Origin of the sequence: Mesorhizobium sp. M7A.F.Ca.MR.148.00.0.0 (assembly GCF_003997735.1) — a bacterium.
Classification (GTDB): domain Bacteria; phylum Pseudomonadota; class Alphaproteobacteria; order Rhizobiales; family Rhizobiaceae; genus Mesorhizobium.
Window position 1 is genome coordinate 96389 of record NZ_RZTB01000005.1, and the last position, 25214, is coordinate 121602.

31 protein-coding genes and 1 tRNA gene are annotated in these 25214 nt (G+C 62.5%); 13 read left to right on the forward strand and 19 right to left on the reverse strand.

The window, feature by feature from the left end:
• Positions 1 to 478: nicotinate-nucleotide--dimethylbenzimidazole phosphoribosyltransferase (locus tag EOB49_RS37315; RefSeq protein ID WP_245472444.1), on the forward strand; the 478-nt coding region annotated here is incomplete at its 5' end.
• A gap of 12 nt (positions 479 to 490) precedes the next feature.
• Here EOB49_RS37315 and EOB49_RS03480 read toward each other — a convergent pair.
• Positions 491 to 2011: a HAMP domain-containing sensor histidine kinase gene (locus tag EOB49_RS03480; RefSeq protein ID WP_127380153.1), complete on the reverse strand. Its 1521-nt coding sequence runs from the start codon at positions 2009 to 2011 to the stop codon at positions 491 to 493.
• Positions 2012 to 2086: 75 nt separating this feature from the next.
• On the opposite strand from EOB49_RS03480, the gene EOB49_RS03485 reads away from it, so the two are divergent.
• The 4 genes from EOB49_RS03485 (at position 2087) to EOB49_RS03500 (ending at position 4583) form a co-directional block, all read left to right on the forward strand.
• Positions 2087 to 2707 carry a thermonuclease family protein gene (locus EOB49_RS03485; RefSeq protein WP_127380154.1) on the forward strand — a complete coding sequence of 207 codons (621 nt, stop codon included), beginning with the start codon at positions 2087 to 2089 and terminating at the stop codon, positions 2705 to 2707.
• A 43-nt stretch (positions 2708 to 2750) separates the two neighbouring features.
• Complete coding sequence (locus EOB49_RS03490) at positions 2751 to 3362, forward strand: glutathione S-transferase (RefSeq protein ID WP_127327398.1); 612 nt, start codon at positions 2751 to 2753, stop codon at positions 3360 to 3362.
• Positions 3302 to 3982, forward strand: a complete 681-nt coding sequence (locus EOB49_RS03495) for a uracil-DNA glycosylase family protein (RefSeq protein ID WP_127322354.1) — start codon at positions 3302 to 3304, stop codon at positions 3980 to 3982. The genes EOB49_RS03490 and EOB49_RS03495 overlap by 61 nt, the downstream gene beginning before the upstream one ends.
• Before the next feature lie 109 nt (positions 3983 to 4091).
• On the forward strand, positions 4092 to 4583 hold the full coding sequence (locus tag EOB49_RS03500) for an Lrp/AsnC family transcriptional regulator (protein WP_006205209.1): 492 nt from the start codon (positions 4092 to 4094) through the stop codon (positions 4581 to 4583).
• 20 nt (positions 4584 to 4603) lie between these two features.
• Here the strand turns inward: EOB49_RS03500 and EOB49_RS03505 are convergent, their stop codons facing one another.
• The 10 genes from EOB49_RS03505 to EOB49_RS38760 form a co-directional block, all read right to left on the reverse strand.
• On the reverse strand, positions 4604 to 5173 hold the full coding sequence (locus EOB49_RS03505) for a DUF3299 domain-containing protein (protein ID WP_127380155.1): 570 nt from the start codon (positions 5171 to 5173) through the stop codon (positions 4604 to 4606).
• Between the two features lie 84 nt (positions 5174 to 5257).
• Complete coding sequence (locus EOB49_RS03510) at positions 5258 to 6007, reverse strand: DNA alkylation repair protein (RefSeq protein WP_127380156.1); 750 nt, start codon at positions 6005 to 6007, stop codon at positions 5258 to 5260.
• 9 nt (positions 6008 to 6016) lie between these two features.
• Positions 6017 to 6886: an NAD(P)-dependent oxidoreductase gene (locus EOB49_RS03515; RefSeq protein ID WP_127322083.1), complete on the reverse strand. Its 870-nt coding sequence runs from the start codon at positions 6884 to 6886 to the stop codon at positions 6017 to 6019.
• A 108-nt stretch (positions 6887 to 6994) separates the two neighbouring features.
• Positions 6995 to 7816, reverse strand: coding sequence for an ABC transporter permease (locus EOB49_RS03520; protein ID WP_127322082.1), 822 nt, complete (start codon positions 7814 to 7816; stop codon positions 6995 to 6997).
• Positions 7813 to 8532 (reverse strand): ABC transporter permease, encoded by a 720-nt coding sequence (locus EOB49_RS03525; RefSeq protein WP_127297297.1) that lies wholly within the window; start codon positions 8530 to 8532, stop codon positions 7813 to 7815. Before EOB49_RS03525 ends, EOB49_RS03520 begins: the two co-directional genes overlap by 4 nt.
• 76 nt (positions 8533 to 8608) lie before the next feature.
• Positions 8609 to 9394 carry an ABC transporter substrate-binding protein gene (locus tag EOB49_RS03530; RefSeq protein WP_027036615.1) on the reverse strand — a complete coding sequence of 262 codons (786 nt, stop codon included), beginning with the start codon at positions 9392 to 9394 and terminating at the stop codon, positions 8609 to 8611.
• Positions 9395 to 9551: 157 nt separating this feature from the next.
• Positions 9552 to 10061 (reverse strand): molybdopterin-guanine dinucleotide biosynthesis protein B, encoded by a 510-nt coding sequence (gene mobB, locus EOB49_RS03535; protein WP_127269775.1) that lies wholly within the window; start codon positions 10059 to 10061, stop codon positions 9552 to 9554.
• Entirely contained in the window at positions 10058 to 10684 is a 627-nt protein-coding gene (mobA, locus tag EOB49_RS03540; RefSeq protein ID WP_127380157.1) for a molybdenum cofactor guanylyltransferase MobA, read from the reverse strand. The genes mobB and mobA overlap by 4 nt, the downstream gene beginning before the upstream one ends.
• A gap of 55 nt (positions 10685 to 10739) precedes the next feature.
• Entirely contained in the window at positions 10740 to 11660 is a 921-nt protein-coding gene (locus EOB49_RS03545) for a DMT family transporter (RefSeq protein WP_127380158.1), read from the reverse strand.
• A 225-nt stretch (positions 11661 to 11885) separates the two neighbouring features.
• On the reverse strand, positions 11886 to 12245 hold the full coding sequence (locus EOB49_RS38760; protein WP_127380159.1) for a hypothetical protein: 360 nt from the start codon (positions 12243 to 12245) through the stop codon (positions 11886 to 11888).
• Between EOB49_RS38760 and EOB49_RS38765 the strand changes: the two genes are divergently transcribed.
• Positions 12244 to 12822: a hypothetical protein gene (locus EOB49_RS38765; protein WP_348630269.1), complete on the forward strand. Its 579-nt coding sequence runs from the start codon at positions 12244 to 12246 to the stop codon at positions 12820 to 12822. The two genes, EOB49_RS38760 and EOB49_RS38765, sit on opposite strands and share 2 nt — an antisense overlap.
• Before the next feature lie 67 nt (positions 12823 to 12889).
• Here EOB49_RS38765 and moaA read toward each other — a convergent pair whose 3' ends face one another.
• A complete protein-coding gene (gene moaA, locus EOB49_RS03560) occupies positions 12890 to 13885 on the reverse strand; it encodes a GTP 3',8-cyclase MoaA (RefSeq protein WP_027036609.1) in 996 nt (331 codons plus the stop codon).
• A 199-nt stretch (positions 13886 to 14084) separates the two neighbouring features.
• Between moaA and EOB49_RS03565 the strand changes: the two genes are divergently transcribed.
• Both EOB49_RS03565 and EOB49_RS03570 read left to right on the forward strand, forming a co-directional pair.
• Positions 14085 to 14438 carry a DUF971 domain-containing protein gene (locus EOB49_RS03565; protein ID WP_023813958.1) on the forward strand — a complete coding sequence of 118 codons (354 nt, stop codon included), beginning with the start codon at positions 14085 to 14087 and terminating at the stop codon, positions 14436 to 14438.
• 72 nt (positions 14439 to 14510) lie between these two features.
• Complete coding sequence (locus tag EOB49_RS03570) at positions 14511 to 15122, forward strand: pyridoxamine 5'-phosphate oxidase family protein (protein ID WP_127380160.1); 612 nt, start codon at positions 14511 to 14513, stop codon at positions 15120 to 15122.
• Positions 15123 to 15130: 8 nt separating this feature from the next.
• Here the strand turns inward: EOB49_RS03570 and EOB49_RS03575 are convergent, their stop codons facing one another.
• Entirely contained in the window at positions 15131 to 15583 is a 453-nt protein-coding gene (locus tag EOB49_RS03575; protein WP_023813960.1) for a MarR family transcriptional regulator, read from the reverse strand.
• Between the two features lie 47 nt (positions 15584 to 15630).
• Here EOB49_RS03575 and EOB49_RS03580 point away from each other — a divergent pair, with 47 nt between their 5' ends.
• Positions 15631 to 16539: an alpha/beta hydrolase gene (locus EOB49_RS03580; protein WP_127322532.1), complete on the forward strand. Its 909-nt coding sequence runs from the start codon at positions 15631 to 15633 to the stop codon at positions 16537 to 16539.
• 13 nt (positions 16540 to 16552) lie between these two features.
• On the opposite strand, the gene EOB49_RS03585 is transcribed toward EOB49_RS03580, so the two are convergent.
• Together EOB49_RS03585 and EOB49_RS03590 are read right to left on the reverse strand one after the other, a co-directional pair.
• Complete coding sequence (locus EOB49_RS03585; RefSeq protein ID WP_013531694.1) at positions 16553 to 16948, reverse strand: rhodanese-like domain-containing protein; 396 nt, start codon at positions 16946 to 16948, stop codon at positions 16553 to 16555.
• 76 nt (positions 16949 to 17024) lie between these two features.
• Positions 17025 to 17639: a TetR/AcrR family transcriptional regulator gene (locus EOB49_RS03590; protein ID WP_127380161.1), complete on the reverse strand. Its 615-nt coding sequence runs from the start codon at positions 17637 to 17639 to the stop codon at positions 17025 to 17027.
• 98 nt (positions 17640 to 17737) lie between these two features.
• On the opposite strand from EOB49_RS03590, the gene EOB49_RS03595 reads away from it, so the two are divergent.
• The 3 genes from EOB49_RS03595 to EOB49_RS03605 all read left to right on the forward strand — a co-directional run bounded on the left by EOB49_RS03595 (position 17738) and on the right by EOB49_RS03605 (position 21649).
• Positions 17738 to 18484 carry a 3-oxoacyl-ACP reductase family protein gene (locus EOB49_RS03595; protein ID WP_127380162.1) on the forward strand — a complete coding sequence of 249 codons (747 nt, stop codon included), beginning with the start codon at positions 17738 to 17740 and terminating at the stop codon, positions 18482 to 18484.
• A 209-nt stretch (positions 18485 to 18693) separates the two neighbouring features.
• Positions 18694 to 20586: a murein L,D-transpeptidase gene (locus EOB49_RS03600; RefSeq protein ID WP_127380163.1), complete on the forward strand. Its 1893-nt coding sequence runs from the start codon at positions 18694 to 18696 to the stop codon at positions 20584 to 20586.
• A gap of 172 nt (positions 20587 to 20758) precedes the next feature.
• Positions 20759 to 21649 (forward strand): arginase family protein, encoded by an 891-nt coding sequence (locus tag EOB49_RS03605; protein WP_127380164.1) that lies wholly within the window; start codon positions 20759 to 20761, stop codon positions 21647 to 21649.
• Between the two features lie 145 nt (positions 21650 to 21794).
• Here EOB49_RS03605 and EOB49_RS03610 read toward each other — a convergent pair whose 3' ends face one another.
• Together EOB49_RS03610 and EOB49_RS03615 are read right to left on the reverse strand one after the other, a co-directional pair.
• The gene (locus tag EOB49_RS03610) at positions 21795 to 22280 is read right to left on the reverse strand and encodes a hypothetical protein (RefSeq protein WP_164749075.1); all 486 of its coding nucleotides are present in this window, start codon (positions 22278 to 22280) and stop codon (positions 21795 to 21797) included.
• 514 nt (positions 22281 to 22794) lie between these two features.
• A complete protein-coding gene (locus EOB49_RS03615) occupies positions 22795 to 23052 on the reverse strand; it encodes a PepSY domain-containing protein (RefSeq protein WP_127269438.1) in 258 nt (85 codons plus the stop codon).
• Between the two features lie 672 nt (positions 23053 to 23724).
• Here EOB49_RS03615 and EOB49_RS03625 point away from each other — a divergent pair.
• The gene (locus tag EOB49_RS03625; RefSeq protein ID WP_127380165.1) at positions 23725 to 24078 is read left to right on the forward strand and encodes a hypothetical protein; all 354 of its coding nucleotides are present in this window, start codon (positions 23725 to 23727) and stop codon (positions 24076 to 24078) included.
• A 46-nt stretch (positions 24079 to 24124) separates the two neighbouring features.
• Here EOB49_RS03625 and EOB49_RS03630 read toward each other — a convergent pair.
• A tRNA-Val gene (locus EOB49_RS03630) sits at positions 24125 to 24199 on the reverse strand.
• A 140-nt stretch (positions 24200 to 24339) separates the two neighbouring features.
• Positions 24340 to 25023: a phosphoglycolate phosphatase gene (locus tag EOB49_RS03635; protein ID WP_127380166.1), complete on the reverse strand. Its 684-nt coding sequence runs from the start codon at positions 25021 to 25023 to the stop codon at positions 24340 to 24342.
• Between the last annotated feature and the right edge of the window lie 191 nt (positions 25024 to 25214).

Below are 25214 nucleotides of genomic sequence, written 5' to 3' on the forward strand. Positions count from 1 at the left end.
GTTTGCGGCACTTTTCGGGGGCAGGGGCGTCGATTGGGTCGGCCCGGGGTCGGGCGCCGATGCGGCGATGCAGGCACGCAAAGCCGACGTGGTCGATGCGGCGCTGGCTTTTCATGGCGGCCATCTCGGCGACCCGCTCGAGGCGCTGCGCCGGGTCGGTGGCCGTGAATTCGCGGCGATCGCCGGCGCCATCCTTGCCGCGCGCATGCAGAAGATCCCGGTGCTGCTCGACGGATTGGCCGCGACGGCAGCCGCAGCGGTATTGCATGGCGTCAATCCCACCGCGCTCGATCATTGCGTGCTGGCCAGCCTGTCGCCGGAACCCGCGCATGCACGCGCCGCCCAACGGCTAGGGCTGCGCCCGTTGCTCGATTTGGGCATCAGCCATGGCGAAGGGGCAGGGGCCGCCCTTGCTGCGGGGCTGGTCAAGGCCGCCGCGCTGACCAGTTCGGGCATGGCAGCTGCGGTACGTGGCTAGAGTCTTGCCGGATTACCGCCGTCGAGCCGCCACCGCCGCGGTCGGCAGTGCTGGCAGTTCCTCCATCACCCGGCTGAGCGGGAAGATGGCGATCGCCTCGGTCCCTTCGCGCAGCTTGGAATGAAGTTCGAACTCGCCGCCATGCATGGCGAGCAGCCCTTGCACGATCGGCAGGCCAAGCCCGGTGCCTTGCTCGGCGCTCTTGATGGCAATGGAGCCTTGGCCGAAGGCGGAAAGCACGATCGGGATCTCGTCTTCCGGTATGCCCGGACCGTTGTCCTTGATCGAGATGTATTGTCCGCCGCCCGCCGTCCAACCAACGCGGACACGGATTTCACCGCCGGTAGCGGTGAATTTTATCGCATTCGACAGAAGGTTGAGCGTGATCTGTCGCACCGCACGCTCATCAGCGAAAAGGCGCGGTAGCTCGTGCTCGAAATCCTGGACGACCCGGATATCCTTGTTGCGCGCTCTCAACTCCATTATGTGACAGCAGTCCTCGACGATACCAAGCAGCATCACCGGTTCTTCATTGAGCTGGTAGCGGCCGGCCTCGATGCGCGACAGGTCGAGGATCTCGTTGATCAGGTCGAGCAGATGCTGGCCAGATTCGTGCACGTCATGGGCATAGTCGCGATAGGTGGGATTGCTCATCGGCCCCAGCACCTCGTTCGACATCACCTCGGAAAAACCGAGAATGGCGTTGAGCGGCGTGCGCAATTCGTGGCTCATCGAAGCGAGGAACCGCGATTTCGCCAGATTGGCGTCTTCGGCCCGCCGCCGCGCCTCGTCCGACATCGATTTCGCCGTCTCCAGTTCAGCGATCAGCGCATCCTTTTCGGAGCGGAACGACAACATCATCAGGGACGAGTGGTTGAGATGACGGGCCACATAGGCGAAGAACGGCAGCGAAACGACCAGCAGCGCGGCCATGATCGCCTCGACCGGCATCCATAGCTTGGCGCCGGCATAAGCGTAGAGCGCCACGGGAACGGCAAAGGTCGCCAACAGCGCCCCGCGCAGAGACGAGGTCATCACCGCGGTCGCCGCCATGGCGAACAACAGCACCACGGCTTTGAGGATGTGGAACGGATCGACCTCGCAGACGCTGCAGCCAAGCCACACGAACCATGCCCAGCCGAGACCGCACAGGAAATGGCCGATCAGGAATTCCCGTCCTGCTTGCGAAGGGTTGAGCTCGGAAGCTTCGGTGCGCTCGATGCGCCGCGCCATGAAGGCAACGATAGTGTAGCAGGTCAGGGTGAACAGCGCCCAGAGCCCGATCTCGTTGCCGATTCCGGCCAGCCGGCCGGCCGCCGCGATCGCCAGAACAAGAAGCGGGATGGCGATGGCGCCGCTGGTCATCGCGCGGGCATGGAGCTTCAGCAGTTCACGATCGAAATCGGGATTGCCGGCCTGCTGCGAAAGACGGTCACGCGTCTTGCGCACCGCGCGCGCCACATCGCTGTTGCGATGAGGTTTCCTGCGGTCCACAATGAACTTGTCCGCTGTGTTCGAGCGTTGCAAGGGCATCAAAACTTCAATTTATGCGAGCAGCGGTTTCCAAGTGTTAAGCTACGTTCGAATGATTAACCAACCGTTTGCCATATGAGCCGCTCATGGTCGCCAAGACCGCGCCGGAGATACGTTGCGCGCCCCAGAAGCCTGTGGCGCCGGCTGGTGGATTACGGGCTTGCCGTCATCATCCTCGGACTGCTGATCCTGCTGGCGGCCCGCCTCGACCGGGTGGAGACACGCAAGACACAGGGCCTGGCAATCATCAACGACGGCGATTCGATCACGCTTGGCACTGAGCGTATCCGCATGCGCGGCATCGATGCTCCGGAATATACGCAGACCTGCCGCAAGAACGGCACGGACTATTCCTGCGGCACGCTTGCGCGCCAGTCGCTGGTTCGCCTGATCGCCGGCAAGCCCGTCTCCTGTACCGGCTGGCAGCGTGATCGTTATGGCCGGCTGCTCGGCGACTGCACCGCTGGCGGCAAGGATCTCAACCGCGCGCAGGTCAAGGCGGGCTGGGCGGTTGCCTATGGCGACTTCGAGAGCGAGGAGGCCGTCGCCCAGGCGGGAAAGGCCGGCATCTGGGCGGGAACGTTCGATCAGCCGCAGGATTGGCGAGACAGCCATCACGGCGAAGTCGTCGAGAAGAAGCACGGCACACTGGCGTCGATCGGCGATGCCGTGCGCGAGATTTTTCGCTTCTGGTGATGCGCGTCCTGAAAGCCGAACCGAGAACGAACAGGAGGATGGAATGAAACTCTTCGACGGTGGCCGGGCGCCCAACCCAAGGCGGGTCCGCGTTTTCCTGGCCGAGAAAGGCATCGAAGTTCCACAGGTGCCCATCGACATGGGGGCGCTGGAACACAGGCAACAGGCGGTCAGCTCGCGCAATCCCTTGCAGCGCCTGCCGGTGCTGGAACTCGACGATGGCACCGTCATCACCGAATCCGTCGCCATCTGCCGCTATTTCGAGGAACTGCATCCCGAACCGGCCCTGTTCGGGCGTGGCGCACTCGGCAAGGCGCAGGTCGAGATGTGGCAGCGACGGATGGAATTCAATTTGCTCAGCTGCGTCACGCAGGCCTTCCGGCACACCCATCCGGCGATGAAGGAATGGGAAATCCCGCAGGTCCCCGAATGGGGCGAGGCCAACAAGCCGAAGGCCGTGGCGTTCCTCAGGCTGCTGGACGGCGAACTGGGCAGCCGGGAGTTCATCGCCGGCGACAGCTATTCGATCGCCGACATCACCGGCCTGATCGCTGTGGACTTCATGAAGCCGGCACGCATCAAGGTGCCGGATGACTGCTCGAATGTTTTGCGCTGGCATCAGGCCGTCTCCAGCCGGCCGAGCGCATCAGCCTGAGAATGACTGCCGAACTCGAAAACCTCGTCGCCAAGGTCCGCGCCTGTCGCATCTGCGTGGAAAATCCGGCCGGCAAGCCGTTGCCGCATGAGCCACGACCTGTGCTGCGCCCATCGTCCAGCGCCCGTATCCTGATCGCCAGCCAGGCGCCGGGGACCAAGGTGCATCTGTCGGGCATGCCGTTCACCGACGCCTCCGGCGATCGCTTGCGCAGTTGGCTTGGTGTGACGAGCGACGAATTCTACGACATCGAAAAGTTCGCCATCGTCCCGATGGGTTTCTGCTTTCCCGGCCAGGATGCCAAGGGGGGAGACCTGCCGCCGAGGCGCGAATGCGCGGCGGCCTGGCGCGCACCCCTGATGGCCTCGATGCCGCGGATCGATCTGGTGCTGACAATCGGCATCTATGCGCAGTCCTGGCATATGGGTGCGGCGCGCCGGCCCTCCCTGACGGAAACGGTCATGGATTGGCGCTCCATCTGGGAGAATTCCGTCGGTCCGAAAGTGTTGCCGCTGCCGCATCCCTCGTGGCGCAACACCGGCTGGCTGAAGAAGAATCCATGGTTTGAAATGGATTTGCTGCCTTTTCTGCGTTCGGAAATCCGCTATCGCCTCAGATGATCTTTCAGCAAGAAATCACTCGCCTTTCCATCAATTGGCAGAATTTCTTTCTTGTGAAAGGTCGGAATAAGGGGGAGTATAGCCAATCTATTCCCCTGGGGAGCAAAATATGGACCGCCTCGATAGAAAAATCCTCCGCCTTTTGCAGGAGGACGCGACACTCGCGGTCGCCGACGTCGCCAAGAAAGTCGGGCTGTCGACGACGCCTTGCTGGCGGCGCATCCAGAAGCTCGAGGAGGAGGGCGTCATCAAGCGGCGCGTTGCCATTCTCGACCATGAAAAGGTCAATGTGCGCGTCACCGTCTTCGTGTCGATCCGCACCAATTCGCACAGCCATGAATGGCTGCGGCGTTTCTCGGAAGTCATCCAGGAGTTTCCCGAGGTGGTCGAGTTCTACCGCATGAGCGGTGACGTCGATTATCTCCTGCGCGTCGTGGTGCCCGACATCGCCGCCTACGACGCCTTCTACAAGCGTCTGATCGCCAAGATCGAAATCCGTGACGTGTCGTCTTCCTTCGCCATGGAGCAGATCAAGTACACGACCGAAATCCCGCTCGACTACATGGTGCTGGACAAGGAATCGGGTGCCAACGCTGCCTGAGCTGCAGCAGGTTATCCTGCTTAGTTCTTCTTTTTGTTGAGGAAACTCCAGGGCGAATTCACCGGCAGCGTGACGGTGTCCGGCACGCTGCCGACAGCGACCACATCTGCCTTGCGGACGCTGTAGCCAGACTGGATGACGCTGACGCCGTCGAGGATGAACAGCTGGCTCTTCTCCATGTCCGGCTTCAGCGCGCCGGTGACCGCGACAGGCTGATACGCCTCGGACATTTTGTAGGGATGGGCCGGCGTGACCAAGACAATCTGGTTGGGCGGGGGCGTCGGCATGTGGCTGCACGCACCCGTCCACGGCACCAGCAGGAACTGATAGACGAGATCGCCGTCGCGATCGACCGGCAATGCGTAGCCGGCTAGCTGAATGCTTTTGTCCTGAAGATTGACGGACAGCGTCTCGCCATGGTCGGGCAATTTTGCCGCGATCATCGGCAGCCCGACGTTTTCGGCGGCGGATTGCGTTGCCGGACGCAGATCCTTCCAGAATATGTGCGCGGTCTCGGCCGCGGCATCGGCGGCAGCGGACACAAACAACGCAGTTGCGAGCATTATGGTTGATTTCAGACGATTGCTCATTGGCCGCGTCCCTTTGAAGCTCAAGTAAAGACGCCGCCGTCAGCGACGTCAACGCTCCCGCCGCATCACATGTCGGCAGCCGCATCACATGTCGGCGAGATCCAGACATGCCGGAAAGCGGGTTTCCGCGCCGCCTTTCCTTGCGGCGATCCGCGCCAGCGTCTTGGCATTGGACAGCTCCCTTACCGCGTCCTTGCCGATCCAGCGCGCCGTCCTGTCGGCCGACTGCGCCAGCCGTTCGGCGGCAGCCAGGGCAACACCGTGCATGTCCATCGATCGTTTGCCGATCGACCGAAGCGCCCAGTTCACGGCCTTCTTCACGAAATTGCGGCTGTCGTTCGCATGCGTTTCGATGATCGGCAGGAAGGAGAGGAAGGTCGCCCCTGGCTCCTTCTTCCGGTGGACGACCGACCAGGCCATCATGGCGAAGGCCGTGCGCCGAACGAACTCCCGCTCATCGGCCGCAAACTCGGCGATCAGTTCTTTCCAGGCGTCCGTATCGACAAAGAGATCCGAGACGCCGTCGACGATGTCCCAGGAGTCGAAACTAGCCGCCCATCGTCTTGCATCTTCAGCAGAAAACCGTTTCGGGTCAGCCGTGACGGAGGCGATGAACTGCGCCTCCATGATGCCGGTGTCCCATAGCTCGAAGGCGCGCTCGTGGTTGCGTTTGATCTTCCTGGCGATCTGCCGCTGCATGCCGTGCGTGATACCAAGTGCACGGTCGATCTTGATGCCGTAGCGCAACATGCCGAGGCGGTTCTCCTCCGATCCGATAGCGCGCAGATGGGCGACGATTTCTGCAGCACTGGATTGAGGCGAGAGCTCTGGCACCGCGGAAACCTATTTCTCGAGACGGGCGAGCAGCGAGGACGTGTCCCAGCGCTTGCCGCCCATCGCCTGCACATCCTTGTAGAACTGGTCGACGAGTGCGGTGACCGGCAGTCTGGCGCCATTGCGGTCGGCCTCGGCCAGGCAGATGCCGAGATCCTTGCGCATCCAGTCGACGGCGAAGCCGAAATCATATTTGCCGGCGTTCATCGTCTTGTGGCGGTTCTCCATCTGCCAGGAGCCGGCGGCACCCTTGGAAATCACCTCTATCACCTTCTCGATGTCGAGCCCGGCCTTCTTGCCGAAATGGATGCCTTCGGCCAGGCCCTGGACGAGCCCGGCTATGGTGATCTGGTTGATCATCTTGGTGAGTTGGCCGGCACCGGCCGATCCCATCAAGCCGACCATGCGGGCAAAGGCGTCGATGACAGGCTTCGCTTTGTCGAAAGCGTCCTGCTCGCCGCCGACCATGACGGTCAGCACGCCGTTCTCGGCGCCGGCCTGGCCGCCCGAGACAGGCGCGTCGAGAAACGAAAAACCACCGACTTGCGCCGCCGCCGCCAGCTCGCGAGCGACCTCGGCCGAGGCCGTGGTGTTGTCGATGAAGACCGAACCCTTCTTCATCGATTTGAAGGCGCCTTCCGGACCGGTCGTCACCGAACGCAAATCGTCGTCATTGCCGACACAGGAGAAGACAAAATCCTTGCCTTCGGCGGCCTGTGCTGGCGTCGCCGCAAGGCTACCGCCATGCTGGCCAACCCATTGCTCGGCCTTGGCCTTGGTGCGGTTGTAGACGGTCACGTCATGGCCGCCCTTGTTCTTCAAGTGCCCGGCCATCGGATAGCCCATCACGCCAAGACCGAGAAATGCAACAGATGCCATGAGCTTGCCCTTCAGAAACGGAATTTGCTGCGAGACGTCTAGGCTCTGCGCGCAATTCGTCAAGATGCGCAGGGCAGGATCGACTGGTGCAGCTGAATTTGAAAATAGTCAGCGTTTCAGGTGAACGGTGATCCGGCGCTCGATCCATTCGACGCCATGACGCAATATCTCGACCATCACCAGATAGACGAGCGCGACCCAGATATAGGCCTGGATGTCGAACGAGTTGGCGAAGGCGAGCTTGGCATTGCCCATCAGATCATAGACCGTGATGATGGCGACGATGGCGGAAGCCTTGACCATCAGGATCAGTTCGTTGCCATAGGGCCGCAAGGCGACGATCAAGGCTTGCGGCAGGATGATCTTGCGCAAGGTTTGCAGTTTGTGCAGGCCAAGCGATGCCGCCCCTTCCCATTGCCCTCTTGGCACGCTCTCGATGGCGCCGCGCAGAATCTCGGCCTGATAGGCGGCGGTGTTGAGCGCAAAGGCAAAGACGCCGCAATTGAACGCGTCCTTGAAAAAATCCCAAAGCCCGACCGACTGGAGTTCGACGCGGAACGAGCCCAATCCGTAGTAGACCAGATAGGTCTGGACCAGCAGCGGCGTGCCGCGGAAGAAATAGACGTAGCAATAGGCGAGGCCGGACAGAATCCGGTTCTTGGACATGCGCCCATAAGCGACGGGCACCGACAGAATCGCGCCGAGCACCATCGATATGGAAACCAGCGCGAGCGTAACCCCAAGCCCGCTCAAATAGGCGGGCGCATATTTGGCGAAGAACTCAGGGTTCCAGGCAAGAACCAGATAGCTGACGATGCCAATGCCGAACAAAATCCACAGGCAGACCAGCGCATAACCGGCAATACGCCTGCGTGGCCAGCCGCGCGCCCGGGGCGGGGGCCGTTCGACCATGGTGGCCGCGGCGCTCATCGCTGCGCCTCCCGCCGGCCAAGCGAGCGCAGGATCGCGCTGGTGGCGAAGGACGACAGGACGGCCAGGCCAAGAAAGACCAGCGAGGCGACACCGAAGAACAGGAAAGCATGCTTGGTGACGCGGGCGGCAATGCTAGCGTTGCGCAGCGTCTCGGCCAGGCCGACGACCGACACCAGCGACGTGTCCTTGAGCAGGCTGAGCCAACAGTTTTCCAGGCCGGGGAACGCGATGCGCAGCAGCTGCGGCACGATCACCTTGCGCATGGTCAGCCAGTTCGAAAGACCAATGGCATAGCCGCCTTCATACTGGCCTTTGGGAATGGCGCGGAAGGCGGAAAGAAAAACCTCGCTGGCATAGGACGAGAAGATCAGCGCAAGCACGATCATGCCGGCGACGAAGCTGTTGACGTCGATGGTGGTGTCCGGCCGGAAATACCTGACGAGATGCTGCAGCAGGATCGGCATGCCGAAGAAGAACAGGAAAAGCGTCACCAGTTCCGGCAGGCCGCGAAAGACCGTGGTGTAGATGTTGGCGGCAAGGCGCAGCGATGGTTCTTCGGACTGCTTGGCGAGGGCAATGAAAAAGCCGATCGTCAATCCGATCGGCAGCGTGGCAAGCGCAAGCGCAATGGTGATCAGTGCGCCATAGGCAATATCGTCAAGCCAGCCTTCGGGTCCCCAACTGAGAAGTGTCCATATGCTCTGGGCTGGCATCGACCGGTCTTATCTCCACGGCATTCCTGAGATGAATAGAAGGACGGCGGGGAAATTCCCCGCCGTCTTGACCTTATCAGGACTCGGCGCCGTAGACGTCGAACTTGAAGTACTTGTCGTTGATTTCCTTGTATTTTCCATTGGCGCGAATGGCATCGATGGCCGAGTTGAGCTTGTTGACCAGGTCGGTTTCGCCCTTGCGCACGGCAATGCCGGCGCCAGGCCCGAAGATCTCGACCGGCTGCGGCGACGGCTGGCCGAGGATCTTGCAGCAGGCGCCATCAGGCGAATCCAGAAACTGCTGCAGCACGACGATATCGTCCTCGATGGCGTCGAGACGACCATTGGCAAGATCTGCCTGCTCCTCGGGGCTGCTCGGATAGCCCTTCACGGTGCTGTCGGTGTAGGTCTTCGAGGCATAGTTGAAATGCGTCGTGGTGGTGGCGACGCCGATGGTCTTGCCGGCGAGGTCTTCCTTGGTCACGCCTTTCAGCGTGCTGTCCTTCGGCACGGCGAGCGCCGACGGCGTGTTGTAGTATTTGTGCGAGAAATCGACCTTTTCCATCCGCTCCGGCGTGATCGACATCGAGGCGACGATGGCGTCGAACTTGCCGGCCTGAAGGGCGGGAATGATGCCGTCCCAATCCTGGGCGACGAAGGTGCACTTGACCTTCATCTCATCACAAAGCGCCTTGGCGATGTCGATGTCGAAGCCTACGAGCTGGCCATCGGCGGTAAGGTTGTTGAAGGGTGGGTAGGCGCCTTCGGTGCCGATCCTCAGGGTCTTTTCCTGGGCCTGGGCGACGCCGAGCGTCAGCAGCGCGGCCGATGCGGCAAGCGCGATACGCAGTGAAATACGCATGATGGTCCTCTCTTTATGGTCCCGGCCGTCGTTCCGAACGGCTCTGTGGGGCGGTGCTTTTGACCGCCCGCTGGCGCGATACTCCCACTCTTTCCAAGAAAAAAGCAACTGCAAAACCGTAAAAATGGGCAAGGCTATTCTGCCGTTGCGTCAGCGCTCAAGCAACGAGCCCGGTGGTGCGCTCGATGAAGTCGGCTATCGATTTTGCATCGTCGAGATCGAATACCGGCAGCTGCTCGCCTTCAATCGCAAAATCGGCGGCGACAGCGACGATGTTGGGATCCTCCGCCGAAAGCGGCGTGCGGTCCTTCGCATCCAGCCGGCGGGTTTCGATCTTGTCGTGGGCTTCGCGCTTGTAGCCCTCGACCAGCACCAGGTCGCAAGGGGCAAGCCGCGACAGGACAGTCTCCAATGTCGGCTCGTCCTCGCCGCGCAGCTCGTGCATCAGTGCCCAGCGAACGCCGGAGACGATCGCGACTTCGGTGGCGCCGGCCTGCCGGTGGCGAAAACTGTCGGCACCCGGTTTGTCGATGTCGAAATCATGATGGGCGTGTTTCACCGTCGACACCTTCCAGCCGCGCCGGACAAGTTCGGTGACCAGCCTTTCGGTCAAAGTCGTCTTGCCGGAATTCTTCCAGCCGGTGATGCCGAAGACGCGTCTGTTCATGGCTTGATGCTCTGCAACAGACGCTCGGCAGACACAAGATCGTCCGGTTCGTTGATGTTGAAGAAAGGGTCGATCCCCGCCGATTGCAGAACCGGGAATTCCACCTCGACAAAACCGTGCCGGTCGATGAAAGCCGAAGCCCGCCTGATATCCTCGTCGACCAGAAAGTGCCGCAAGGCATCGCGGCAGCCGAGCGGCCAGAGCGCGAAGGTCGGGTGCCGCTTGCCGGCCGAGCAGGCTACGGCAATCGAACTGGGACTTCGATCGGCGGCCGCTGCCAGACGCTCGACAAGGTTCAACGGCAAGAAAGGCGTGTCGCCGGCAGCACTGACGATCGCTTTGCAAGACGTATTGGCCGCGGCCCATTCGAGGCCGGTCAGGATTCCGGCGAGCGGCCCGGCAAAGCCGGGCACGCTGTCGGCAAGCACCGGCAGTCCAAAGCGCAGGAATCGCGCAGGGGCGCCATTGGCGCTGAGCGCCGGCGATTCTATTTGCGGGGTGAAGCGCGACACGACCTGGTCAAGCAGGCAGCCATCGCCAAGCGGCAACAGGCTCTTGTCGCCACCGCCCATCCGTCTCGACTGGCCACCGGCCAGGATGATCCCCGCAATGTCTCGCTTCATGCCACGAAGCCTGTACGCCAGCCGTCGGAAATCACAAGAACCTTCAATGATCTGGCTAGATTCCGTCAGGCACCATTGTCGGCCCCGTGCTTTCGGCGACGATCTTTCGCCGGCCGACCACACGCTCGCGGTAGAGCGCATAAAGGCCGGAGCCGATGATGATGGTTGCGCCGACGATCATCGGCGGATCGGGGATATCGGCAAAGATGAACAGGCCAAGCAGGATCGACCAGATCAGGGCCGTATAGCGGAACGGCGCGATGAAGGAGATGTCGCCCGCCCGCATCGCCATGATGATGAACTGGTAGCCGATCACCACCAGCACCGCGGCCAGAGCCAGCAGGGCTGTGCTGTCCCCCGTCATCGGCGTCCAGCCGCCCATTGCCGGCAACAGCGCCGCACCGACGATTGTCATGGCAAGCGCGGTCGCCGTCGACACCAGCAATGTCGGAATGGCCTTGGGAATCTGCTTGGTGGCGAGATCGCGCACCGCACAACAGGCGACGCTGGCCAGCGCCGCCAGCGAGTAGATGCTGAACCCTTCAAAGCCGGGTCGCACGATAATCAGCACACCGGCAAATCCGATGGCGATGGCCAGCCAGCGCCGCCAGCCGACAGCCTCGCCAAAGACGAGTGCGGCCCCCATCGTCACCGCCAGTGGCAGCGCCTGCAGCACCGCCGAAACATCGGCGATCGGCAAATGGGCGAGGGCGACGAGGAAACTCACCGTTGCGCCGGCCTCGCTGATCACGCGCAAGGCGACCAGAGGCTGCAGCATCGAGCCCGGGCGGGCGAGAGCGCCGCGCTGCCAGGCGAGCAAGCCGACGAAAAGCGAAGCGAAAGCCCCACGGATCAACATGACCTGCGCCATGTTCATCGATTGTGACGAGTATTTGGTGATGGCATCGTTGAGGCAGAAGCCGGCCATCGCCACCATCATGAACAACGCGCCGCGAATATTTGGTGACAGGGGCAAGACGGCTACCGGTTCTGCTAATGCATGTCGCCCAAAAGTGGACCTCGATTTTTGGGAAACGACACGCATAAGAAACAAAGACCTAAAGCGCGTCGCCTGAATCCATTCAAACGCGACGCGTTTTAGGCAGCAAGCCTGTAACAGCCGGGTATGAAACAGCAACAGCAAAGGGCTGGGCCACAGCCTTGTTTGTGGCTCAGAAGACCACCTGCAATGGCGGCAGACTTACTTCTTCGGCGTCAGCACCTCGGTGCCATTGCCTTCCTTGCCGGCGATGGTCCACAGACCATGCAGCGAGCCGTCGTCCGTCATCTTGTAGACGACGAGGCCGATATCCTTGCCCATGACATAGCCGGCCGAGAAGGCATCATCGTTGCGCATGCAGATGCCGTCGGAAGATGAGCCACCGGTTTCCCAATGGATCGCGCAGGTCGTCCCGCTGGTCAGCGTGATGGTGGCCTCGCCGCCATAGGCCGAGCCGTCGAAGTTGGTGCCGGCGACGGTATAGGTGCCGCCGATCGACTGCGCCGCTGCGGGCATGGCCGCGAGACCAAGCAAGGCTAGAGAAAGAACGAGTTTGCGCATGGTGTATTCCCCCTGTGAGCGAAGATCCGCTTCCAGGGAAAGGGTAGGTTGGAACAGACTGGCCGTAAATCCGGCTGTGGTTCGCGAACAAGACTTTTTCTGGGGTGTGGTCCGAAACTTTCACGACCCCTTGAGACTTGCCGGCGATGGCGCCGACCAGCGGGTCGTATTTCGACTTCAGGGCCGGAGGGTAGTCGACCCAGACCGTGCGGATGATGCCATCTCTCCCAAACAGACGTCGCTCGTAAAAGATATTTCCATCCTTAACGCCCGACAGCACCGCCCAATCGCTGCCGGCCTTGCCATAGGTCACCTTGTAGCCGGCTTCATCGCTGGCCTTCTCGGCCGCCACAAAGCCCTTCGGCGTATCGTTGTCTATGTTGAGGATGCCGGAGCAGATCAGGCTGGCGCCATCGGCGCTCAGCCATTGCTGTCCGTCGCCATTATCGGGCTCCGGCTGGCGATCGGTGAAGATCTCGTCGGGAAAGGTGCAGACGGTGCCGAAGCGCTCGTTCACATAAGTGAACGGCGCGGCGACCGCACTGCTTGCTGCCATTGTCGCAATCGCCAGGAATGAAGAGTGCGGCCGCATGCTCGCCTCGAGTCATGATCCGAAGCGATCTTGCATGAATTTCACGAAAAGATCAGCCGCCGGTGACGCTCATATGGCGTGACACCGATGGGCGGCTGGTGCGGCGGTCGATGATGAAGTCGTGGCCCTTGGGCTTGCGGCCGATGGCTTCGTCTATTGCATCGGCGACCAGCTCGTTGCCTTCGGAGGCGCGCAAGGGCGCGCGCAGGTCGGCGGCATCTTCCTGGCCCAGGCACATATAGAGGGTGCCGGTGCAGGTCAGCCGGACGCGGTTGCAGCTTTCGCAGAAATTATGCGTCATCGGCGTGATGAAGCCGAGCCGTCCGCCAGTCTCGGCGACCTGGACATAGCGGGCCGGGCCGCCGGTCTTGAAGGGAATGTCGGTCAGCGTGAACTGGCGTTCCAGCGACGCGCGCAGCAGCGACAGCGGCAGATACTGGTCGGTGCGGTCGGCATCGATCTCGCCCATCGGCATGGTTTCGATGACCGTCAAGTCCATGCCGCGGCCATGCGCCCAGCGCATCATCTCGGGCAGCTCGGCGTCGTTGAAATCCTTCAATGCCACCGCGTTGAGCTTGACCTTCAGCCCCGCCGCCTGCGCGGCATCGATGCCTTGCATGACCTTGTCGAGATGGCCCCAGCGGGTGATCTTGTGGAACTTGTCGGCATCGAGCGTATCGAGCGACACGTTGATGCGCTTGACGCCGCAATCGGCGAGTTCGGCGGCAAAGCGCGACAGCTGCGAGCCGTTGGTGGTCAGCGTCAGCTCTTCCAGCGCGCCGCTGTCGAGGTGCCGCGAGAGCTGGCGCACGAGATGCATGATGTTCTTGCGCACCAGCGGCTCACCACCGGTGAGGCGCAAGCGCCTGACGCCCTTTTCGATGAAAACCGTGCACAGCCGGTCGAGTTCCTCCAGCGACAGCAGGTCCTTCTTCGGCAGAAAGGCCATGTCCTCGGCCATGCAATAGGTGCAGCGGAAATCGCAGCGGTCGGTGACCGACACGCGTAGATAGCTGATCGTGCGGCCGAAAGGATCAATCATGTCCATGCTTCAAGCGCTTCCCGTGGCCGTGAACGGCTTCGTTATATACCGCTATGTGATACGATCCGGCCTGCCATTCAAGATAGCGCCTCTCGATCTTTGGTAACATCTCTCAGCCGACATCGCATGTCGGTCGGTCTCATCAGGCCTTTTCCCGTTTGGCGAAGCGGCGTAGGGAAGGGCGGATGAGACGGGATCGAACAGCATGACCGCACCGAAAGAGCTCAGGGTCTCCAAGGACCGCAAACTTCTGTCCGTCACCTTTCCCGACCATCGGCCGTTCGAACTGCCGGCGGAACTGCTGCGCGTCGCCTCGCCATCGGCCGAGGTGCAGGGCCATTCGCCGGATCAGCGGGTGACGGTCCCCGGCAAGCGCAATGTGGCAATCCTCAAGATAGAGCCGGTCGGCAACTACGCCGTGCGCATCACCTTCGACGATTTCCACGACACCGGCATCTTCACCTGGAATTACCTGCATACGCTCGGCCACGAGAAGGATGCGCGCTGGGAGGCCTATCTCGCGGAGCTTGCGGAAAAGGGCCTGAGCCGGGACCGCTAGATTGATTCCCCTCGCTGTCGTCAAAACGTCATCGAGATGGCGTAGCGCCGGCAAAGGTCCGGAGGCGAAAACATGTCCGTCATCACCACGGTCGAGCAGCTCGAGGCGCTCTATGGGGTTCCAGGCGGGGCCTCGCTGGTCAAGGAACTCGACCAAATCATTCCCGAATATGCCGCCTTTATCGAAGCCTCGCCCTTTGTCGCGCTGGCGACCAGCGGGCCGGAGGGGCTTGATTGCTCGCCGCGCGGCGATCTCGCCGGCTTTGTGCGCATCCATGATCCGAAAACCCTGATGATGCCGGACCGTCGCGGCAACAACCGCGCCGATTCGCTGAAAAACATCATCCGCGACCCACGCGTCGGCCTGCTGTTCCTGGTGCCGGGCTCCGGCACGACGCTGCGTGTCAATGGCCGCGCTCATATCACGACGGATACAGCGCTGTGCGCATCATTCACGGTGGATGGCAAGGCGGCGCGATCGGTGACCGTCATCGACATCGATTCGGTCTATTTCCAATGCGCCCGGGCCATCGTCCGCTCCGAGCTCTGGAACGCAGCAAGGCATGTCGACCCGAAGTTGCTGCCGACCCCCGGACAGATCCTGGAGATCACCAGCCGCAGGAACATCGACGGCGAAACCTACGACAAGGAATGGCCGGAACGGGCGAAGAAGACGATGTGGTAGCGGGGCCGTCACGCCTCTTTCAGCACATCATAGATCTTGCGCATCTGCTCGCCGATCATGTCGCATTGCTCCGGCGTCGACTGGCTCATCGCCTTCTCGATCAGCGCCATGTGCACTTTCAGCGCCTGCATCAACAGCGCCTCGCCAGCCTCGGTGAGGGCAAGCCGCAGGATGCGCTTGTCCTTCTCGTCGCCTTCGCGGCGCAGCAGGCCACGCGCTTCCAGCTGCGGCAAAAGCATGGTGATGTTGGAACGGCCGACGAGCAGCTTGCGGGCAAGATCGTGCTGCGACATGCCGGGGTGGCGATAGAGGTTCATCAGCACGTCGAGCTGCGCCGGTTTCAAATCGAGCGGCGCAAGCTTCACCGCCAGCGTGCGCTCCAGCACATGGCAGGCGCGCGCCACCGCGACCCAGTTGCGGAAACGCGGGTTATCCCAAGGCAGCTCTTGTTTATTGTTCATCTTTGAACTATTATGTTCATGCTTGAACGTATGGATGGATTTTCACTATGGCATCATTCGGGCTGAAGGTCATCCGGAGCGTGTTCGGTGCGGCAGAGCGTGTCGCGCCGCGGCTTAGCGGACGCGCGGCGTTCGAATTGTTCTGCCGCACCCCGAATGTCAAGGCGCTCAGCGATGGCGAGCGCCGTGCTGTCGACCGTGCGGCCGGGTTCATGACCGAGGCGCGTCATCACCGGCTGAAGACCGCGACCGGCTGCGTCATGGTGCACGAGTTCCGCCCGGAGCCGGGCAGGGCGGCCGCCGGCACGGTGCTCGTCGTCCATGGCTGGCGCTCGCGCACTGAATATATGCGCGCCTTGATCGAAGGTTATCGCGCCGCCGGCCACCGGGTCGTTTCGCTTGACCTGCCCGGCCACGGCCAGTCGCAGGGCCGGCGCTTGAACATGGTCAATGCGGTGGATGCGGTGCGGGTTGCCGGCGAATGGTTCGGCCCCTTCGTGGCAGCGGTCGGCCATTCCTTCGGCGGCGCCGTCGCCGCCAACGCCATCGCCGGTTCGGTCAAGAACATCCCGCCGCTGGCAGCCGGACGCCTGGTGCTGATCGCGGCGCCAAGTTCCCTGCCGGCGATCTTTGCCGACTTCAGCCGCATGCTCAATGTCGGCCCGCGCTCGCAAGCCGCCATGGCGGACCGGGTCGAGCATCTTTCCGGCCGGCCGCTGCACGAATTCACCGGCGACCGCCAACTTGCCCAGGCGCCGGTGCCGACCCTGGTCATCCATGCGCAGGACGACCGCGAAGTCTCGGCCGATCATGCTAGGCGCTATGCCGGCGCCGGCGGCCATGTGCGGCTCTACTGGGCTGACGGGCTCGGCCACCGCCGTATTCTCGCCGACAAGGGCGTGGTCGAACGCGCGGTCGGCTTCGTGGCGAATCGCGAGCCATTGCTGCTGCACTGAGCGGCGGTCGAGATTATTTCTTCTTCTCACCGGGTTCGACCGGCAGTCCGGCGGCCTTCCAGGCGGTATAGCCGCCAAGGATGTGCTTGACCGGCGAAAGCCCCATGTCCTGCGCCGTCTTTGTGGCCAGCGCCGAGCGCCAGCCGCCGGCGCAGAAGAACACGAAGCTCTTGCCCGAGGCGAAGAACGGCTTGTGGTAAGGGCTTTCGGGGTCGATCCAGAATTCCAGCATGCCGCGCGTGACATGTTTGGCGCCCGGAATCCGGCCGTCGCGTTCCACTTCGCGGGGATCGCGCAGATCGACGAAGATGGTGTCTTCATCGTCGAGCAGTCCGGCCGCTTCCTCCGGCGAAACCACCTCGATCACGGCGTTCGCCTCGTCCAGCAGCTCGCGATAACCCTTTTTCACGCTCTCATCCCTCCCGGCCTTGCCGGCCCTAGCATTGCTGGCAAGTCAGAATTTCGAGCACACCAGCCGGCGTTTGTCACGCCGCGCTGCCGCCGGCCAGCGTCTTCCAGGCTGCCATGGCTCCGGCAACCGTCGCCAGCAGGGCATCGTGTGAGGCGCCGTCGCGCGCCTGGATCGACATGCCGTGCTGGACCGTGGCGAAGAAGGTCGCGGCGGCGCTCGCATCGAAATCCGCCGGCAATTCGCCTTCGGCAACGCCGCGCTCCAGACGCTTCTGCAGGGCAGTGTGGTTTTCGGCGCGACGGCGGCGCAGATCGTCGCAGATGGCGCCGCGGCTCGAATCCTGATGCAGCGCGCCGAGCGTGATCAGGCAGCCCTGCGGGCGATCGCTCTGCGCATAGGCCTTCGCCGTCAGGCTCAGGAATTGTTCGATCGCCTGCCGCGCGGTCGGAGCTTCCTCCAGCGCCAGCCAGATGTCGGCACCCTCGGTGTGCGAGTAAAAATCCGTCGCCTCCAGGAACAGCGCCTCCTTGCTGCCGAAGGCAGCGTAGAGGCTGGGCGAGTTGATGCCCATGGCGGCGGTCAGCTCGCTCATCGATGCGCCTTCGTAACCACGGGCCCAGAACACCTCCATCGCTCGGCGCAGGGCTGCGGTTCGATCGAAAGTGCGGGGGCGGCCTCGTTCCGACATGATGCCCTTTTCTGTGTTGATCGATACATAATTAAGTTGACGCCGACGGGCAAGGCTGACAGATATTTATGTATCGATCGTTACAAAAGGAGAAATCGATGTCATCCAACCAACTGGGCGGCAAGGCCGCGCTCGTCACCGGCGGCAGTCGCGGCATCGGTGCGGCGATTGCGCGACGGCTCGCGGCCGACGGCGCCAGTGTCGCGCTGACTTATGTGCATGGCGAGGAGCAGGCCCGCTCGGTTGTCGCCGAAATCGAGGCCAAGGGCGGCCGCGCCATCGCGATCAAGGCCGACAATCGCGATGCGGTGGCCATAGACAAGGCCGTCGATGACGCAGTGACCGCCTTCGGCCGGCTCGACATCCTGGTCAACAGCGCCGGCATCTGGCGGGCCGCCCCCATCGACACGCTGTCGCTCGCAGATTTCGACGAGACTATGGAGGTCAATCTCCGGGCTCCATTCATCGCCTCGAAGGCGGCGGCCGTGCATATGGGTGAGGGCGGCAGCATCATCTCGATCGGCAGCAACCTTGCCGAGAGGGCGACCGACGGCAGCCTCACGGCCTATTCGGCCAGCAAGGCGGCGCTGGTCGGCCTGACCAAGGCGCTGGCGCGCGACCTCGGCCCGCGCGGCATCACCGCCAACGTCGTCCATCCCGGTTCGACCGACACCGACATGAACCCGGCCGACGGCCCGCATGCCGAGCATCAGCGCCGGAAAATGGCAACACCGCGTTTCGGCAAGGCCGATGACATTGCCGGTATGGTCGCCTGGCTTGCAGGCCCTGAAGGCCGCTTCGTCACCGGCGCTGCCCTGACCATCGATGGCGGCGCCAACGCCTGATCCCGAGAGATTTCCGGCTGGGGCGGAACAACCCTCCGCTCCAGCCGTCACGATCTTGTGAAACCGTTCTGCAACAGGCTTTCCAAAATTTATGAAAGCTTAACGAAATCGGTATGAATCAGTATAGTCGCGCCTTACATCCGCCATGCGGTGAGCGGGACGATCTAGCGTGCGGAACGGGAACCGGTTGCGGCCGGAGCGGGTGATTCATGAAATTCCTCGGAAACAAAGCAACCGTGATGCCGCTGGTGGCGATCGCGGCAACGCTGGCTTTCGGTGTACCCCAGGCAGGCGCGCAGGGGCTGTTCGACATGCTTTTCGGCGGCGGCGTAAAGCATGCGCCGAAAGGCGAGTTTCCGCCCCCGCCACCGAAGCACAAGCCAAAGCCGAAGGCTCCGGCCAGCGGTGGCGGTGGCGGCGCGAGAATCAGCAGCCCATCCTATTACACCTACAAGGCGGACCGGCTGGTTCGCGTCGACTTCTCGGCGCTGGCCCCGACGCCAGAGCCGGCGACGCCACAGGATGCGGCTTTCGTGCCGTCGGCAACGGGCGGCGCGTTTCGTGAAGCGGTTGCCAGCTTGGGTGACTACGAACTCTTAGCCGAGCCCGACATCGCCAAGGCGCTGATCGCGTATTACTCGGCCAATCCGGATTTCATCTGGATAAGCGGAACCAGCCTCAACAGCCGTGCGCAGGATGCGGTTCGGGTGCTTGGCGAGGCTTCAAGCTATGGTCTCACGCCCGCCGACTATACGGTCGAAGTGCCCGCTGCCGGCGCATCGACGACTGACGCCAATGCGCAACTGAAAGAACTCGTCCGTTTCGAGATGGCGCTTTCCGCGCGTGTGCTGCGCTATGCCCATGACGCCCAGAACGGCCGCGTCGATCCCAACCGCATGACCGGCTACTATGATTTCCCGGCCAAGCCGCTCGACTTGCAAGGCGTGCTGAGGACGCTGGCGCATACCCAGCAAGTGCGCACCTATCTCGAATCGCGGCATCCGCAGAATGCGGAATACCAGGCGCTGCGCGTCGAACTCGAATCTCTGCAGGCCAGTGCGGAAAACGAAATCGTCGTCGACCCCAAACTGTTGCTGAAGCCGGGCGAAACCAGCCCCGAACTGCCGAAGCTGCTGACCTTGATCGCGCGCAATCTCGATGACGAGATGGGCGGCGCCTATGGCGAGATCCTGTCCAGGCTGGCCACCAGCGAAGTCTATGATCCGGAACTGGTCCCGGTCATCAAGGCCGTGCAGCAAAAGGCAGGCATGAAGGGCGACGGCGTCATCGGCCCGCGCACCGTCGCGACGCTGGCCGGAACATCCAAGGCCGACAAGCTGCTGAAGGTGGAAGTGGCGCTGGAGGAACTGCGCTGGCTGCCCTCCGATCTTGGCAGCCCGCGCGTCTTCATCAACCAGCCGGCCTTCACCGCGAGCTACATCGACAATGGCGAGGAAAAGCTCAAGACGCGTGTCGTCGTTGGCCGGACCACCAACCAGACCTCCTTCTTCTACGACCAGATCAAGCAGGTCGATTTCCATCCCTATTGGGGCGTGCCGCAATCGATCATCGTCAACGAGATGCTGCCGAGATTGCGCAGCGATCCGGGCTATCTCGACCGGTCCGGCTATGAGGTGACGGATTCGCGCGGCAAGCGCATTCCTTCGTCGGCGGTCAACTGGGGCGCCTATGGCGCGAACATCCCCTACAGCGTGCGCCAGCAGCCGAGCGAGGCCAACGCGCTGGGCGAGTTGAAGATCCTGTTCCCCAACAAGCACGCGATCTACATGCACGACACGCCGCAGAAATCATTCTTCCAGCGAGATATGCGCGCGCTCAGCCATGGCTGCGTGCGGCTGCAGGACCCGCGCGGCATGGCGGCGGCGGTGCTTGGCACCTCCGTGGACTATATCGCCGAGAAGCTGAAGCACGGCCACTCGACCGAGAATGTGACACGCACGATCCCGGTCTATGTCGCCTATTTCACCGCCTGGCCTGATCTGTCCGGCAAGGTCGAATATTTCGGCGACGTCTACGACCGCGACTCGCGCCTGAAGCAGGCTCTGGACGCCACGGAGGCGGTTCGCTCGCCTTCGAGTTGATCCAGGGCTTTCGGTAGGCCGTTAACTCATAAATACGGCATGACCGAAAGCGGAAAGGCGGCCGAGAGGGAACGAGGAGCGGCGGCTACCGTTATCGAACAAGCTCAAAACGCAACTGTGATCCTGTTTCGGCAGGGACGAACGATGTTGAGCGCTCGAAGCGGAGGCGCCTATGTCGAGCCATTATGCGATTCTCGAAGCCCCCTCCACGCTGGGCCTGGCGACCGACGGTGTGGAGCGCTTGCCTGGCCGGCTCCTGGACCTTGGCCTTGCGGAGCGCATCCAGGCGCGCCGCGCCGGGCGGCTGGCTGTGCCTGCGAAGGACCCGACGCCCGATTCCGAGACAGGCACCCTGAACGCCAGGGCAATTGCGCAGTGGTCGCCCAAGCTCGCCGACGCCGTGGAAGCGGTGCTTGACGCAGGCGGGTTTCCAGTGGTGCTGGGCGGGGATTGCACGATCGTGCTGGGCTCGGCGCTCGCGTTTCGACGGCGCGGCCGCTACGGCTTGCTCTTCATTGACGGCAACGCCGATTTCTTCCAGCCAGAGGCGGAACCCAATGGTGAGGGTGCCTCGATGGACCTCGCCTTCGTCACCGGCTACGGTCCCTCGCTTCTGACCGACATCGAAGGTCGCGGTCCTCTGGTCCGCCCTGAAGACGCTGTCGCCTTCGCGTATCGCGATCACAAGGATCAGGAGGAGTACGGAAGCCAGCCGCTCCCCGAGGAGCTCAAGGTGCTTGACCTTCCCACTGTGCGCGCGACGGGCATCGAGGCCGCCGCACGCGAAGCGGTCGATCACCTGACGAGAGCGGAATTGGACGGCTTCTTCATCCATCTCGACGCCGACTGTCTCGACGATGTCATCATGCCGGCTGTCGATTTTCGCGTGCCAGGCGGGTTGTCGTGGGACGAGTTAACGGCCGCGCTCCGGCTTGCCTTGGCGAGCGGCAAGGCAGTCGGCCTCGAGATCACCATCTACAATCCGCGCCTTGATGAGGACGGCAGCGCCGGACGCGGCCTCGCCGACGTACTGGCCGCTGCGCTCGGAACAGCAGCGCCATGACGATGACGAGCCATGCCTGCTCTCGGGCGCAGCAAGAAGCGACCGATTTGAGGTCGTTTTTCTACTGCCTTCATATTGCGGCGGAATCTGTTTCAAGGTTCCGCATGAGCCGATCGGCGTGGCTCCGCGATTGTGAGTCTGCAAGCTAGTAGCGCTCGAACAGTGGCCGCCGGAAGCCGGCGTCGCGCCCGGCGATCAGCCAGTAGAGCAACCCGGCGACAAGGCCGGCAGCCGCGATGATGCCGATGTCGACCCAACGCTCCGGGTCCATATCCTCCGGCGCGCTCGGCCAGATCAAGGCGAAGCCGCCGACCGCGGCGCCGGCGCCGAAAACCATGTGCAGCAGGACATTGCGCAGCGAGAAGAACTCGGCGATCAGCGCGAAGATCAGCGTCTGCAGCGCGGTCACCACGATGGTCAGGAAATAGACGAACATGCCGAGCGGCGGCACCAGCAGCACCGCGATCGGCGAAACGCCCATGACGTCGAAATAGCTGGGCGCGTTGGGCAAAGAACTGAGCACGCCATAGATCACCGCGATGGCGATCAGGCCGACCAGCACCGACACGAAGTAGCCGGCCAACATCATCAATATGCGCTTCATCACGTGCTTTGCCGTCGCCATCCCCATCCCCCAATGCGGCGCCTGGAGCAATTCCAGGAAAAGTGTGAACGGTTTTCCGTCCGGAATTGCGTCAAAACAAAGAGTTAGAGTAGTTCACCGTTTCCATGAAACGTTGAACTGCTCTGGCGCGACAGTCAGCCATCAAAGCGGGACAGACGCAAGGGGAGGCGACGGTTGGCAAGGGCAATCGCTTCGGCCAAGTCCGACTTGTGGCGGAAACCATCAATCACCGAGATCGGCGCCGCCCCTCATCGCCCTACCGGGCGTTCGTTGTTCGAAAAGCCAAGCAGTTGGCTTTTCGTCCGCTGCGCGGACCACGCCCCTTCTCCCCGTATAGTGACGGGGAGAAGGGGGCTGGCCGCAACGCCGGCGCCATCCTTGCCTTGCAAAGGCTGGTGATTGGCGAAACCATCGATGACAGCGTCCCTCTGCCCGTCACTATACGGGGAGAGGATGCCGGCAGGCAGGTGAGGGGCAGCGCCAGCGCCGGGAAGGGCTGGCTAATTTGATACGACGAACCCTATTTCGGCTCCGCCGTCACAGGATCGTAGGTGATTTCAACCTTCGCCTTGTCCGCCGTGTAATAGGTGACGGTGTAGGCGCCGCTGTCCCAGTCGACCTCGTCCACATAGCGAAAGCCGTCGCGCTGCTCGACCTTGGCGATGATCTCCGACAGCTTCTTGGCATTTGGCGGCGGCAGCGGCTTGTCGTCCGCGGCCAAGGCTGCCCCGCCGGCGAGAAGAACGGCGACGCTGGTCGCCAGAAGCAATCTGGACATGGCTTTCCCTCAAGTTTCGTCGGACAGAAACTCGCTGGCGTGCCGGTTTGTTCCGCAGCCGGAATGCGTGCCGATTCAGTCCACCGGTTTGCAGCTGCCCGAATGAGGGCCGCCGCCCGTTTGACTTACGCGGCGCGTCGTTGAGCGGGGTGGAGACCTGAACGGGTTCGGCGAGGGTCGACGGCGGTCACGATGCTGTGGTGGTGATCGCAATAGACGCGATCCGCCGAAGTTGGCCCGGCACAAAAACGATAACCGCCGGGCACTGACCGGTCTTCGCTCACCGGGAAGCGGCACTGATAGACGCCTAGCTGAATGAGGGGGACGTCTTTCGAAATCGGTCTGATATTTTCAGGCATGGTTTTTCAGGTTCCTGGTTCATAGCCATTGCCGGCTGACGGCCGCTGTGCGACCGCGTCAAAGCGAGCTTCTCTCGTTTTGGAGGGCTGTGGGTCACCATATGGTGTTGGTCGCGGTGTCAATGAAGCCCCGAAACCCTGCTTTCGCAAGCCAGTCATTGCGACTTAAGGCCACACCGGCTGCTGGGCGGGCGGGCTATGAAGCGAATACATTTTGTCAGCAGACAGTGTGGTCGCGCGCCGGAGCATCTCTTCGAACCGTTGCGCCGGTGCTATGGTGTGCCTGCATGATCAGACAGCAGGGATATGAGGCATGCCCGAAATCACCCGCCGTACACTTCTTGCGTTCACCGCCGTAGCCTCTGCCATTGAACCGAAATTTGCCGAAGCGGAAGGGGCCTCACCCGAATTGCGGGCGCTGATCGGAGCCCATGAAGCCAGCTATGCCGGGCTTCACAGGGTTGTTCATCGAGCGGGCAGCAGCAGCCACGAACGCAAGACGGCAGACCGGATTGAACAGGAAGCCTTGCTGGCCATCTGCTCCTATCCGGCGATCAGCCGAGGCGACCGCCAGGCCAAGGCCGATTACCTGTTGACCGCTGAGGCTCGGGGTGAACTCGACCTGGAAGAGCACATGCAGGCCATCCTGCACGCGATGAAGCGCTGATCGCGGCTCGTGCATCTCCAGACATCGCCGACTTCCGTAAGGATTTTGGTGGGCGATGCAGGGATTGAACCTGCGACCCCACCCGTGTGAAGGGTGTGCTCTCCCGCTGAGCTAATCGCCCGCTCGTTGCCCGAAGGCCAAGCGAGCCGCGATATAAGGGAGGCAGGTGCGGGAAGTCAAGGCGGTGTCCAGCGTTCTGATAAGGATCAGATTTGCTGCCCTCACAGCCCTGTCTGCGACGCGGCGCCGGCCGCCTTCCGGTCAGTTTCCAGCCGCGGCGATCAGCCTTTGCGCCAGATCGAGCGTCAGGGCGTCGAAAAGCGAAATCACCGCCGAGGGTTCGAATTCGCGCACATGGCGGTCGGTGTAGCCGAAATCGACCGCCACCACGGGAATGCCGGCGGCTTTTGCCGTGTCGATGTCGGTCTGCGAATCGCCGACCATCAGCGCGCGGTGCGGGTCGCCGCCGGCCAGCTTGATGGTCTCGATCAGATGGCGCGGGTCGGGCTTGCGGAAGGCGAACGTGTCCTGGCCGGCGATGGCCGCGAAATGTTTGCTCAGGCCGAGCGCCTCGATCAGCGCCAGCGAGTTGGCTTCGTATTTGTTGGTGCAGATGGCGAGGATATAGCCGGCCTCCTCGAAGCGCGCGATCGCCTCGACGACACCGGGGTAGGGGCGCGACTTGCCGGGGATGTTGAGCGTGTAGTGGTCGAGGAAAAGTTTCAGCAGCCGGTCGTGCTCCTCGACGGCAAGCGATCGCTGATGGGCGGCGTGCGCCCGCTCGATCATCACCCGGCCGCCGTGACCGACAAAACGCCTGAAGCCGGCTTCGTCGACCGCCGCGATCTCGCTGGCGGCAAGGCTGTGGTTCAGGCTGTCGAGCAGGTCCGGCGCTGTGTCGATCAGCGTACCGTCGAGGTCGAACACGATGATCGGTCGGGTCATGGTCTGTCCTGGGCAGGTGTGCAATGCGCAGGCGATAGCGGCTGCGGCGCGTCATGGCAAGCTGACTGGGGGCAAGCCGGCTTGGCAATCGCTTCAGACCGGTGACAGTTTCAACGTGTGGCGGGACCACCAATTGTGGAAGCCGGCGCTGCCGCTCATCGCCCTGCCGGGGACTTCTCCCCGTATAGTGA

What these genes read in the sequence shown, in the direction of transcription:
- EOB49_RS03480 (WP_127380153.1), bottom strand. Translation starts at nt 2,011, where the DNA reads ATGCCCTTGCAACGCTCGAACACAGCGGACAAGTTCATTGTGGACCGC.
- EOB49_RS03485 (WP_127380154.1), top strand. Translation starts at nt 2,087, where the DNA reads ATGAGCCGCTCATGGTCGCCAAGACCGCGCCGGAGATACGTTGCGCGC.
- EOB49_RS03490 (WP_127327398.1), top strand. Translation starts at nt 2,751, where the DNA reads ATGAAACTCTTCGACGGTGGCCGGGCGCCCAACCCAAGGCGGGTCCGC.
- EOB49_RS03500 (WP_006205209.1), top strand. Translation starts at nt 4,092, where the DNA reads ATGGACCGCCTCGATAGAAAAATCCTCCGCCTTTTGCAGGAGGACGCG.
- EOB49_RS03505 (WP_127380155.1), bottom strand. Translation starts at nt 5,173, where the DNA reads ATGAGCAATCGTCTGAAATCAACCATAATGCTCGCAACTGCGTTGTTT.
- EOB49_RS03515 (WP_127322083.1), bottom strand. Translation starts at nt 6,886, where the DNA reads ATGGCATCTGTTGCATTTCTCGGTCTTGGCGTGATGGGCTATCCGATG.
- EOB49_RS03520 (WP_127322082.1), bottom strand. Translation starts at nt 7,816, where the DNA reads ATGAGCGCCGCGGCCACCATGGTCGAACGGCCCCCGCCCCGGGCGCGC.
- EOB49_RS03525 (WP_127297297.1), bottom strand. Translation starts at nt 8,532, where the DNA reads ATGCCAGCCCAGAGCATATGGACACTTCTCAGTTGGGGACCCGAAGGC.
- EOB49_RS03530 (WP_027036615.1), bottom strand. Translation starts at nt 9,394, where the DNA reads ATGCGTATTTCACTGCGTATCGCGCTTGCCGCATCGGCCGCGCTGCTG.
- mobB (WP_127269775.1), bottom strand. Translation starts at nt 10,061, where the DNA reads ATGAACAGACGCGTCTTCGGCATCACCGGCTGGAAGAATTCCGGCAAG.
- mobA (WP_127380157.1), bottom strand. Translation starts at nt 10,684, where the DNA reads ATGAAGCGAGACATTGCGGGGATCATCCTGGCCGGTGGCCAGTCGAGA.
- EOB49_RS38765 (WP_348630269.1), top strand. Translation starts at nt 12,244, where the DNA reads ATGGTGTATTCCCCCTGTGAGCGAAGATCCGCTTCCAGGGAAAGGGTA.
- EOB49_RS38760 (WP_127380159.1), bottom strand. Translation starts at nt 12,245, where the DNA reads ATGCGCAAACTCGTTCTTTCTCTAGCCTTGCTTGGTCTCGCGGCCATG.
- moaA (WP_027036609.1), bottom strand. Translation starts at nt 13,885, where the DNA reads ATGGACATGATTGATCCTTTCGGCCGCACGATCAGCTATCTACGCGTG.
- EOB49_RS03565 (WP_023813958.1), top strand. Translation starts at nt 14,085, where the DNA reads ATGACCGCACCGAAAGAGCTCAGGGTCTCCAAGGACCGCAAACTTCTG.
- EOB49_RS03570 (WP_127380160.1), top strand. Translation starts at nt 14,511, where the DNA reads ATGTCCGTCATCACCACGGTCGAGCAGCTCGAGGCGCTCTATGGGGTT.
- EOB49_RS03575 (WP_023813960.1), bottom strand. Translation starts at nt 15,583, where the DNA reads ATGAACAATAAACAAGAGCTGCCTTGGGATAACCCGCGTTTCCGCAAC.
- EOB49_RS03580 (WP_127322532.1), top strand. Translation starts at nt 15,631, where the DNA reads ATGGCATCATTCGGGCTGAAGGTCATCCGGAGCGTGTTCGGTGCGGCA.
- EOB49_RS03590 (WP_127380161.1), bottom strand. Translation starts at nt 17,639, where the DNA reads ATGTCGGAACGAGGCCGCCCCCGCACTTTCGATCGAACCGCAGCCCTG.
- EOB49_RS03595 (WP_127380162.1), top strand. Translation starts at nt 17,738, where the DNA reads ATGTCATCCAACCAACTGGGCGGCAAGGCCGCGCTCGTCACCGGCGGC.
- EOB49_RS03600 (WP_127380163.1), top strand. Translation starts at nt 18,694, where the DNA reads ATGAAATTCCTCGGAAACAAAGCAACCGTGATGCCGCTGGTGGCGATC.
- EOB49_RS03605 (WP_127380164.1), top strand. Translation starts at nt 20,759, where the DNA reads ATGTCGAGCCATTATGCGATTCTCGAAGCCCCCTCCACGCTGGGCCTG.
- EOB49_RS03610 (WP_164749075.1), bottom strand. Translation starts at nt 22,280, where the DNA reads ATGGGGATGGCGACGGCAAAGCACGTGATGAAGCGCATATTGATGATG.
- EOB49_RS03615 (WP_127269438.1), bottom strand. Translation starts at nt 23,052, where the DNA reads ATGTCCAGATTGCTTCTGGCGACCAGCGTCGCCGTTCTTCTCGCCGGC.
- EOB49_RS03625 (WP_127380165.1), top strand. Translation starts at nt 23,725, where the DNA reads ATGCCCGAAATCACCCGCCGTACACTTCTTGCGTTCACCGCCGTAGCC.
- EOB49_RS03635 (WP_127380166.1), bottom strand. Translation starts at nt 25,023, where the DNA reads ATGACCCGACCGATCATCGTGTTCGACCTCGACGGTACGCTGATCGAC.